Source organism: Sphingopyxis sp. (genome assembly GCF_035998965.1).
Lineage (GTDB): Bacteria > Pseudomonadota > Alphaproteobacteria > Sphingomonadales > Sphingomonadaceae > Sphingopyxis.
In genome coordinates, this window is sequence record NZ_DASYHE010000008.1 from 1 (window position 1) to 9,286 (window position 9,286).

Genomic DNA, 9,286 nt, shown 5'->3' on the forward strand with positions numbered 1-9,286 from the left:
AGCTTTTGCTGAATGAAGTGAAGCAGTTCATGCTGCTTGGCGGTCAACATTGTCATTCTCCGTCAGGACCAGAACCGGACATAATGAGAACGATAGTGGAACAGAGCGGGACTTGTCAAGCGATGACGATATAGTCCGCCAACGCGCCTGCTTTGCGCGGCGGCGCGGCGATGTCGCGGATCAGCAGCGCGTTCGCGGTGGCAAGCGGCAGCGTCATCCCGCTGTCCTGCCCGGTCAGCGGGGTCAGGCGGCCGTTTTCAAGTCGCGCGCGGAGATAGTCGCGACGCCCGCCGCCGCCGTCCAACGCAGTGGCGAGCAGCGCTTGATGGATCGCGGGCAGCGGATCACGGGCGCCAGCGAGGTGGCGGACAAGTGGAAGCAGGAACAGCGTTGCGGTGACGAACGCCGACGAGGGGTTGCCGGGCAGGCCGAGCAGGACGGCGTCGCCGATCGTTCCGGCGATCAACGGCTTGCCAGGGCGCATCGCGATCTTCCAGAAATCAATCTGGCCACCCGCGTCTTGCAGCGCACCGCGGACATGGTCGTGGTCGCCGACCGAGGCGCCGCCGACGGTGACGATGACGTCGTGACGTCGCGCCAAGTCCTTCAAAACCTTGGCCAGTATCGCGCGGTCGTCGCGGACGTGATGGGGCAGGCTGACGGCCGCGGGTTCGCCCGCGAGCAGCGCGGAGAGCATCGGGCTGTTGCTGTCGGGAATCTGGCCCGCGGTCAGCGCGCGTCCGGCCTGGACGAGTTCGTCGCCGGTGGTGACTATTGCGACGCGCGGGCGGCGCCCGACCACAAGCTGGGCGGCGCCACTCATCGCCGCGGCGGCGATCGCGCCGGGGGTGAGGCGGGTGCCCGCGGGGAGCAGGCAATCGCCAGCGGCAAAATCGCTGGCGCGGGGGCGGATATGGCTGCCGCGTGTGGCGGGGCCGTCGCCGGTCAGGGTCAGTGTGCTGCCGTCGGCGGCGACATCCTCCTGTACAATGATGGTATCGGCGCCGTCCGGGACAATCGCGCCGGTAAAGATGCGCATCGCTTCGCCTGCGTTCACGGTGCGACCCGGCGCGGCCCCGGCGGCGCTTTCGCCGACGATGGTCCACGGGCCGGGGAGGTCATCGAAGCGAATCGCATAGCCGTCCATGGCCGATAAGGGCGCGGCGGGCTGATCGCGCTGGGCGAGGATGTCATGTAAGATGTAGCGGCGAAAACCTTCGGAAAAAGATATTTTCTCGGGCGGCAGCGGGCCGCGCAGCGCCAGCAGCCGCGCCTGCGCCTCCTCGACCGGCAGCAGGCCGCTCATTCGGCGCGCCAGTCGCCCGAGCGGCCACCGCTTTTTTCGCGCAGGCAGATGTCGCCGATCACCATCGCGCGGTCGAGCGCCTTGGCCATGTCGTAAAGCGTGAGGAGGGCGACCGAGGCGGCGGTGAGCGCCTCCATCTCGACCCCGGTCGGGCCATTGGTCGCGGCGGTAGCGGTGACGGCAATGCCACTGGCTTCCCACGCAAAATCGACGCCGACCTTGGTGAGGGCGAGCGGATGGCAGAGCGGGATGAGGTCGGCGGTGCGCTTGGCGGCCATGATCCCGGCGATCCGCGCCGTCGACAGGACGTCGCCCTTGGGCGCGTTGCCGCTGCGGATGGCTGCCAGCGCTTCCGCGGACATGGTGATGCGGCCGCTGGCGACGGCGCGGCGCTGGGTCGCAGGCTTGGCGCCGACATCGACCATGTGCGCGGCGCCGGTGTCGTCGAGATGAGTCGGTTTGAGCGTCATGGCGGGAGCGAAGCAAGCTGGGGGGGGAAAGGCAAGGGGAGATGGGGAGTGTGGGGGTGGATGCGGCGTTGTGATGGCTGGAAAACGACCGATTTCGGTCGTTCGCGGCCGACCCCCAAAGAGGCCAAGCCCACTGACCCCAAAGGTTCAAGTGGCGTTTTTGCTGAGGAAGACAGTATAGGCCGGCAAGTCACGCAAGTGTCGTCGAAAACCCATTTGAATCCGCAAGATTTGCCTTCTTGCTCCTTACGCCCGATATATTATCGATGAATTCTCCAGCGCCCTCCTCTGACCGATGGCATTCGGACGGCTCTTTCGAACTGATCGAGCGAGTTGCAAACCGGCTGGTCGGAGGAGCGTTTTCGCCGCATCGGCACGATACTTACACTGTCGCTTTGACGATGGCTGGGGTGCAAGCATTCAACTATCGCGGGTCGATGCGACATTCGCTGCCTGGGCAGGTGCTCATTCTCCATCCTGACGAAATGCACGATGGGCATTGCAGCGATGAGGCGGGATTCAGCTATCGGGCAGCCTATGTTCCGCCGACGCATCTCCAGGCAGTGCTTGGAGGCGCCGAGCTGCCGTTTGTCGTCGATGGCGTATCGACGGATCCCGCTTTGATCGCGGCAGCCTTCAACATGGTCGTCGACTGCGCGGGCGTTGAGGATCCCGGTGCGTATGAAGACGCGCTTTACGATCTGGCCCATGCCATGAACAATGCGTCTGGCCGGGCGGAAACGGTGAGGATCGCCAACCGAACAGCCGTGATGCGGGCGCGCGAATTTCTCGAAGCCGCGGTCGTTTTCGGTGCGCGACTCGATCAACTGGAGCAAGTGACTGGCTGCGACCGTTGGCAGCTTTCGCGTGACTTCCGGGCCGTGCTCGGCACCAGCCCCTATCGCTATCTGCAGTACCGACGGGTCGATCGTGCCAAACAGCTCTTGCGCGACGGCGCGACGCTGGCCGATGCCGCGCACGGCGCCGGGTTTGCCGATCAGAGCCATTTTGGCCGCACATTTCGCAAGACCGTTGGCCTGACGCCAAAAGAGTGGCTTCGCTCGGACTTGTTCCGCACGATCATTCTATAGCCGTCTGCTGCCGGCGGGTAGCTCGGGCGGCATGACACAGATGATCTTTTCCGACGAGCCGGCCAAGGGCTGGATACCGCCGAGCATCGCCGCACCCTTTATCGGCATTTTCATTCTTATCATTAGCATGTTGCCGGGTGATCTCGGACTCGCATATCTCGGCTTTACTGAGCCGATGGGCCCCCCGCGCGGGCCCTTGGGCTTTTTCCTGATGCTGATTTCGTTCAGCGCCTTGGGGCTTGCGGTCGCTGGCTGGGTTTGCTGGGTTGAAAAGAGAAGCCTCGCAAGTGCCGGCCTTTGCGGCGAAGGGGGGCTCAAAAAGTTCCTGATCGGACTGGCCGTTGGAATAGCGATGATGGGCGCGATCGTGACGGCGATAGCCCTTTCCGGCGGATACCGTGTCGCTGATCTGGCCCCCGCCTTTGCCAGCCCCGCTGCGCTTGGCTGGATCGCCCTGTTGCTCGCCGGCTTTGTCGTGCAAGCAAGCGTGGAGGAGTTCGTTTTTCGCGGCTGGCTGTTCTCAACCATCATGCGGCGTTGGAACATGACGGCCGCCTTCATACTGTCGTCCGCCGCTTTCACCTTTGTTCACCTTTCGCCCAGAGCAACGGTGTCGGCGTTGGCCATGACCTTCATCTTCGCGATTTTCGCCTGCGCCTGGGTGCGCTATTCGAACTCGATCTGGGGGGTGATGGGCTGGCACGTCGGCTGGAACTGGTTTGCCGGCGCCGGCTTTGATGTGCCAATTACAGGTTTGGACACCGGTCTGCCCGCGCTGGTCGTGAAATTGGTGCCTGTCGGGCCGGCCTGGCTCAATGGTGCCGGGGAAGGACCGGAAGGGAGCGTGTTTACGCTTGCCCTGCTGACTGTTGCTGGCCTGATCCTGCTGTTGCTTCCAAGGTCGCGCGAACGAGAGGGAATCGCTCCACCAGGTTCCGGGCAGCAACCTTAGGATTTCGCTCAGCAAGGATCGGGGAGCGACAGGCCATCAAAACGATCATGAACGGGCAGCTAAACTGCCAAAGGCCGTCAGTGCCTCGACCGTGCGCTATCCACCGCAAAGCGAGCCTTAGCCCTCCAGCAGCGCCTTCGTTGCCGCCGTGACGTCATCCTGGCGCATCAGGCTTTCGCCGACGAGGAAGGTTCGTACGCCGCTGGCGGCAAGGCGCTGGCAGTCGGCGTGGGTGGCGATGCCGCTTTCGCCGACCAGCAGCGTGCCCGCGGGAACCAGTTTGGCGAGGCGCTCGGTAACGCCGACGTCGGTTTCGAAGGTGCGCAGGTCGCGGTTGTTGACGCCGATCAGGCACGATTGCAGCTGCGTCAGCGCGCGACCCAGTTCGGCCTCGTCATGGACTTCGACGAGCACGTCCATGCCGCGCTCGAACGCGGCGGCCTCAATCTCTTGCATCGCGCCGTCATCCAGCGCGGCGACGATGATCAGGATCGCGTCGGCGCCGATCGCGCGGGCTTCGGCGACCTGCCAGGGGTCGATCATGAAATCCTTGCGCAGCGCGGGGATGGAGCAGGCCGCGCGCGCGGCGACGAGATAATCTTCATGCCCCTGAAAATAGGGGGCGTCGGTGAGGATCGACAGGCAGGCGGCGCCGCCCGCGGCATAGGCACGGGCATGGTCGGCGGGGTCAAAATCTTCCCGGATCAATCCCTTGGAGGGCGAGGCTTTCTTGATCTCGGCGATCAGCGCGAACCCGCCCGCGTCGATTTTGGCCTGCAAGGCGGCGCGGAAGCCGCGCACCGGGCCGGCGTCGATGGCGTCGAGGTCGGTGAGCGAGCGCAGCGCGCGGCGCGCGGCGACTTCTTCGGCCTTGGTCGCGAGGATTTGGGTGAGTTTGTTCATTTATAGGCGATCCAGCAATTGAGCAGCGCGTTGGCGAGCCCCTTGTCGATCGCTTCGGCGGCTTCTTCGACCCCGTCGGTCAGCGTTTCGGCGGCGCCCGCGATTACGAGCGCTTCGGCGGAATTGTACAGGACCGCGTCGCGATAGGCGCCCGGGGCGCCTTGCAGAAGCTCTCGCAGCGCTTTGGCGTTGTCGGTGGCGTCACCGCCGCGGATCGCCTCGATCGGGTGGGACGGCAGACCGGCATCGGCAGCATGGCTGCGCTGCATGAACACCCCCTCGGCATTCACAACAGCGACCTCGTTGCCGCCCGCGAGCGAGAGTTCGTCGATGCCTTCGTCGCCCGAGACGACGCGCGAGTGATCGGTGCCGAGCCGGTGCAGTGCCTCGGCATAGACGGGGACATAGCCGGGGCGCGCGATGCCGATCAGCTGACGGGTGACGCGCGCGGGGTTGGCGAGCGGTCCCATCAGGTTGAAGATGGTGCGGCGGGCGAGCTTCTGGCGGATCGGCTGGATGCGCTTCATCGCCGGGTGATGGTTGGCGGCGAAGAGGAAACAGATGCCGAGGTCGGCGAGGGTCGCTTCGGCGAGGCGCCCGGCGCGCTCCATGTCGAGGCCGAGGACTTCGAGCGTGTCGGCGGCGCCGGATTTCGACGAAGCGGCGCGATTTCCGTGCTTTGCGACGGGAACCTCGCAGGCTGCCACGACGATGGCGACGGCAGTCGAGACATTGAGCGTGTGGTGGCCGTCGCCGCCGGTGCCGCACACGTCGATGGCGCCCTTGGGGGCATCGATCGGGATCAGCCGGTCGCGCAGCGCCTGCGCCGCGGCGGCGATTTCGACCATGGATTCGCCGCGATCGGACAGCGCGGTGAGGAATTCGGCGATCTCGTCCTCGCTGGTGCGCGCATCGAGGATGTCGGCGAAGGCCTGTGCGGCCTCGTCATGCCCCAGCAAATGCGCGGGATCGGGCAGCCGACCGAAGCGGCTCATGCGGCTTGCCGTTCGCGCACTTGCAGTCCTGCGACAGCCATGAAATTGGCGAGCATCGCGTGGCCATGTTCGGTGGCGATGCTTTCGGGGTGGAATTGCACCCCGTGGATCGGCAATTCGGCGTGGCGGAAGCCCATCACCGCGCCGTCGTCGCTGGTCGCGTTGATGATAAGGCAGTCCGGAATGTCGACGACTTCGAGGCTGTGATAGCGCGTCGCCTGAAACGGCGAAGGCAGGCCGGCGTAAAGCCCGCTGCCGTCGTGGCAGACGGGTGACGTCTTGCCATGCATCAGATGGCCGCGCTGTACGGTGCCGCCGAAATGCTGACCGATCGCCTGATGACCGAGGCAGACGCCGAGCAGCGGCCGCTGCGCATCGGCGCAGGCGGCAACGAGGTCGAGGCTGATCCCGGCTTCGTTCGGGGTGCAGGGGCCGGGGGAGATGAGGATCGCTTCGGCACCGGTCGCAAGGGCTTCGGCGGCGGTCAGCGCGTCATTGCGTTCGACGCGCACATCGGCGCCCAGCTCGATCAGATAATGAACGAGGTTGAAGGTGAAGCTGTCGTAATTGTCGATGACGAGGATCATGGGGGTGGGCCGTAATGGGTGAAGGCGCGCGAGTGAAGCAATAAGTCCTTTTGTGGGGACGAGGCGGGATTTGCGGGTCCATGTTCCTCCCTGTCGCGCAGCGATGGGGAGGGGGACCGTCGCCGCAGGCGATGGTGGAGGGGCGGCGACGTCGCGTCATGGCCCCTCCGTCAGCGCTTCGCGCTGCCACCTCCCCATGGCTTCGCCACAGGGAGGACCGCTCACTGCGCCATCAGCTTGGCCAGATCGTCTTTCCAGAATTTGGCCCAGGTGTGGGTGCTGTGACCCTTGGTTTCGGGACTGGCGGGGATCAGGATGAACTTTGTCGTTTTCATCCGCGCCGCTGCCTTTTCGGTGATGCCATAGGCGGGTGGGTTGATGAAATCGTCGGCGCTATTGATCCACAGCGTCGGGACATTGATCTTTTCGAGGTCCGGCCACGGGTTATAGGTGCGCGAGCTATCGAGTTGATAAATCGTGTCATTGGCATCGTTGCGGCCAAAGGTGCGGGCGAAGGCTTCGTCCTTGTATGTCTCGGCTGCTTCACGGGTCGGATATTGCACTTGCAACGCATAGGGGTTGGCGCCCGCGATCAGGCTGAGCGAGGCGGCGGTGCGCAGCCCTGCGGCGGGCGGGGTCGTGTAGTTGCCGCCCTGCCACAGCGGATCGGCCTTGATCGCGTCGATCGACAGCGTGCGCCACATGCGGTTCTGGCCCGCGATCTCGACCGGCAGGCAGGCGAAGGGGGCCAGCTTTTCGGCAAAGCCGGGGCGGGTAGTGCCCCAGATGAAGGCGTGCATGCAGCCCATCGAGGTGCCGAGGATCAGCTTGAGTTTGTGGACCCCCAGCTTCTCGGTGAGCATCCGGTGCTGGGCGCTGACCATGTCGTCATAGTCATATTTCGGGAACGCCATTCGCATCCCGTCGCTGGGCTTCGATGAGCCGCCATGACCGATATTGTCGGGCAGGATGATGTAATATTTCGCGGTATCGAGCAGCTGACCGGGGCCGAACAGCTCGCTGGCAAATTGCGGCTGGAAGAATTGCTTGCCGGTGCCGCCGGTGCCGTGGAGGATCATGACAGCGTTGGTGACATGGCCCTGTTTGTCGCGCTGAGGGGTGCCGAGCGTCGTGTAGTGCAGTTTGAGTTCGGGTAGTTTTTCGCCGGATGCGAAGGCAAAATCCTTGAGGATGGCGTCGCCCTCGACGGCGCCCGCAGGGGTTTGGGCGTGGGCGGGAAGGCTGGCGAGCAGCAGGGCGAGCGGGGCGAGGAGTTTGTGCATAGTGGGACGCTAGCGAACGGCCCGATCAGGTCAAGCTATTGCCCATATCCCGGCGTTCCCGCCAGCCGCACCGCTTCGCGCGCCGCCGCGAAGAGCGCGCCTGCTTTCGCCTCACACTCGCGCTGTTCATAGGCGGGGTCGCTGTCGGCGACGATACCGGCGCCCGCCTGCACATGCATTTCGCCGTCCTTGACGATCGCGGTGCGCAGGACGATGCAGCTGTCCATATTGCCGTCGGGGGCGAAATAGCCGACGCCGCCCGCATAAGGCCCGCGGGCGTCGGCTTCGAGTTCGGCGATGATCTGGCAGGCGCGGACCTTGGGGGCACCGCTGACCGTCCCGGCGGGGAAGCCTGCGAACAGCGCGTCGATCGCGTCCTTGTCGGCGGCGATGCGGCCGATGACGTTCGACACGATGTGCATGACATGGCTGTAGAATTCGACCGTATAGCTGTCGGTCACCGTGACGCTGCCGCCGATTGCGGCGCGGCCGACATCGTTGCGACCAAGGTCGAGCAGCATCAGATGTTCGGCGCGTTCCTTGGGATCGGCGAGCAGGCTTTCGCGGTTTTCGGCATCTTCGGCGCTGGTGCGGCCGCGTGGGCGGGTTCCCGCGATCGGGCGGATCGTGATTTCGCCATCGCGGACGCGGACCAATATCTCCGGCGACGAACCGATCAGCGCGAAGCCCGGAAGGTCGAGGAAATAGAGGAAGGGCGAGGGGTTGACGCGGCGGAGCGCGCGGTAGAGGTCGAAGGGCGGCAGGTCGAAGGGGGTCGAGAAGCGCTGCGACAGCACGACCTGAAAAATGTCGCCCGCGGCGATATAGTCCTTGGCCTTGGCGACCATCGAGGCGAATTGCGCGGGCTGGGTGGCGGGATGGGCCGCGACGTCAGCGGGAAGCACGTCGGTCAGGGCGCGGTCGGCCGAGACGCTGGCGGTCGACAGGCGCGCGGCGATGGTATCGAGCCGGTCCTGCGCGGTCTCGATCATCCGGTCGAGCGCGCCGTCGGCGTCGGGCCAGATCGGCGCGATGAGGAACAGTTCGTCGGCGAGGCGATCGAAGACGAGGATGGTTGTCGGGCGGACGAACACCATGTCGGGCAGGCCGAGCCCGGCGCCGGGCGCGCGCGGGATGCGCTCGACAAGGCCGATGGTTTCGTAAGCGAAGAAGCCGACGAGGGTCGCCAGCGCCTTGGGCAAGCCGTCGGGGACGTCGAAGCGGCATTCGGCGACGAGATCGCGCAAGGCTTGCAACGCGGGGGCAGCGAGCGGTGTGAAGGCGTCGCGGTCGTGGCGCCAGTCGCGGTTGATCCGCGCCGCGTTGCCGGTGACTTCGAACATCAGGTCGGGGTCGAGGCCGATCAGGCTGTAGCGCCCGCGGGTTTCGCCGCTTTCGACCGATTCGAGCACCCAGTCGCCGCGGCCGGGCTCGATCAGCTTGAGCGCCGCCGAGACGGGGGTTTCGATGTCGGCGATCAGCCGCTGCCAGACGACCGCGCCGCGGCCGCCCGCCAAGGCTTCTAGCGCCGCGGCTTTGCCCTCCAGCGACACCGGGACGTTATTCGGCGACCGGCGCGGTGCCGGTGAGTTCCTGGCGCAGCTGTTCGACCAGTTCCTTGTTGATCGTCACCCCGACGCGGCGCTTGGCTTCGCCGGCGAGCTGTTCGATCAGCTCGTTGCCAAAGGCGGGCGCGAGC

The 9,286-nt window shown here is 65.4% G+C and carries 9 protein-coding genes; 2 read left to right on the forward strand and 7 right to left on the reverse strand.

The genetic code is table 11. The features are described from left to right. Nucleotides 1-115: 115 nt before the first annotated feature. Entirely contained in the window at nucleotides 116-1,306 is a 1,191-nt protein-coding gene (gene glp, locus VGN68_RS00430; RefSeq protein WP_327472791.1) for a gephyrin-like molybdotransferase Glp, read from the reverse strand. Beyond that, complete coding sequence (gene moaC, locus VGN68_RS00435; protein ID WP_327472793.1) at nucleotides 1,303-1,776, reverse strand: cyclic pyranopterin monophosphate synthase MoaC; 474 nt, start codon at nucleotides 1,774-1,776, stop codon at nucleotides 1,303-1,305. Before moaC ends, glp begins: the two co-directional genes overlap by 4 nt. Nucleotides 1,777-2,042: 266 nt before the next feature. Between moaC and VGN68_RS00440 the strand changes: the two genes are divergently transcribed. Both VGN68_RS00440 and VGN68_RS00445 read left to right on the forward strand, forming a co-directional pair. Then, a complete protein-coding gene (locus tag VGN68_RS00440; RefSeq protein ID WP_327472795.1) occupies nucleotides 2,043-2,867 on the forward strand; it encodes an AraC family transcriptional regulator in 825 nt (274 codons plus the stop codon). Between the two features lie 31 nt (nucleotides 2,868-2,898). Further along, nucleotides 2,899-3,819, forward strand: a complete 921-nt coding sequence (locus VGN68_RS00445; protein ID WP_327472797.1) for a CPBP family intramembrane glutamic endopeptidase — start codon at nucleotides 2,899-2,901, stop codon at nucleotides 3,817-3,819. Between the two features lie 117 nt (nucleotides 3,820-3,936). On the opposite strand, the gene trpC is transcribed toward VGN68_RS00445, so the two are convergent. The 5 genes from trpC to VGN68_RS00470 all read right to left on the reverse strand — a co-directional run bounded on the left by trpC (nucleotide 3,937) and on the right by VGN68_RS00470 (nucleotide 9,140). Next, entirely contained in the window at nucleotides 3,937-4,722 is a 786-nt protein-coding gene (gene trpC / locus VGN68_RS00450) for an indole-3-glycerol phosphate synthase TrpC (RefSeq protein ID WP_327472799.1), read from the reverse strand. Further along, the gene (gene trpD, locus VGN68_RS00455; protein WP_327472801.1) at nucleotides 4,719-5,717 is read right to left on the reverse strand and encodes an anthranilate phosphoribosyltransferase; all 999 of its coding nucleotides are present in this window, start codon (nucleotides 5,715-5,717) and stop codon (nucleotides 4,719-4,721) included. Before trpD ends, trpC begins: the two co-directional genes overlap by 4 nt. After that, nucleotides 5,714-6,304, reverse strand: coding sequence for an aminodeoxychorismate/anthranilate synthase component II (locus tag VGN68_RS00460; RefSeq protein WP_327472804.1), 591 nt, complete (start codon nucleotides 6,302-6,304; stop codon nucleotides 5,714-5,716). The genes trpD and VGN68_RS00460 overlap by 4 nt, the downstream gene beginning before the upstream one ends. A 221-nt stretch (nucleotides 6,305-6,525) precedes the next feature. Further along, nucleotides 6,526-7,587, reverse strand: a complete 1,062-nt coding sequence (locus VGN68_RS00465) for an alpha/beta fold hydrolase (protein ID WP_327472806.1) — start codon at nucleotides 7,585-7,587, stop codon at nucleotides 6,526-6,528. 35 nt (nucleotides 7,588-7,622) lie between these two features. Continuing rightward, nucleotides 7,623-9,140, reverse strand: coding sequence for an anthranilate synthase component I family protein (locus VGN68_RS00470; RefSeq protein ID WP_327472808.1), 1,518 nt, complete (start codon nucleotides 9,138-9,140; stop codon nucleotides 7,623-7,625). Nucleotides 9,141-9,286: the final 146 nt, after the last annotated feature.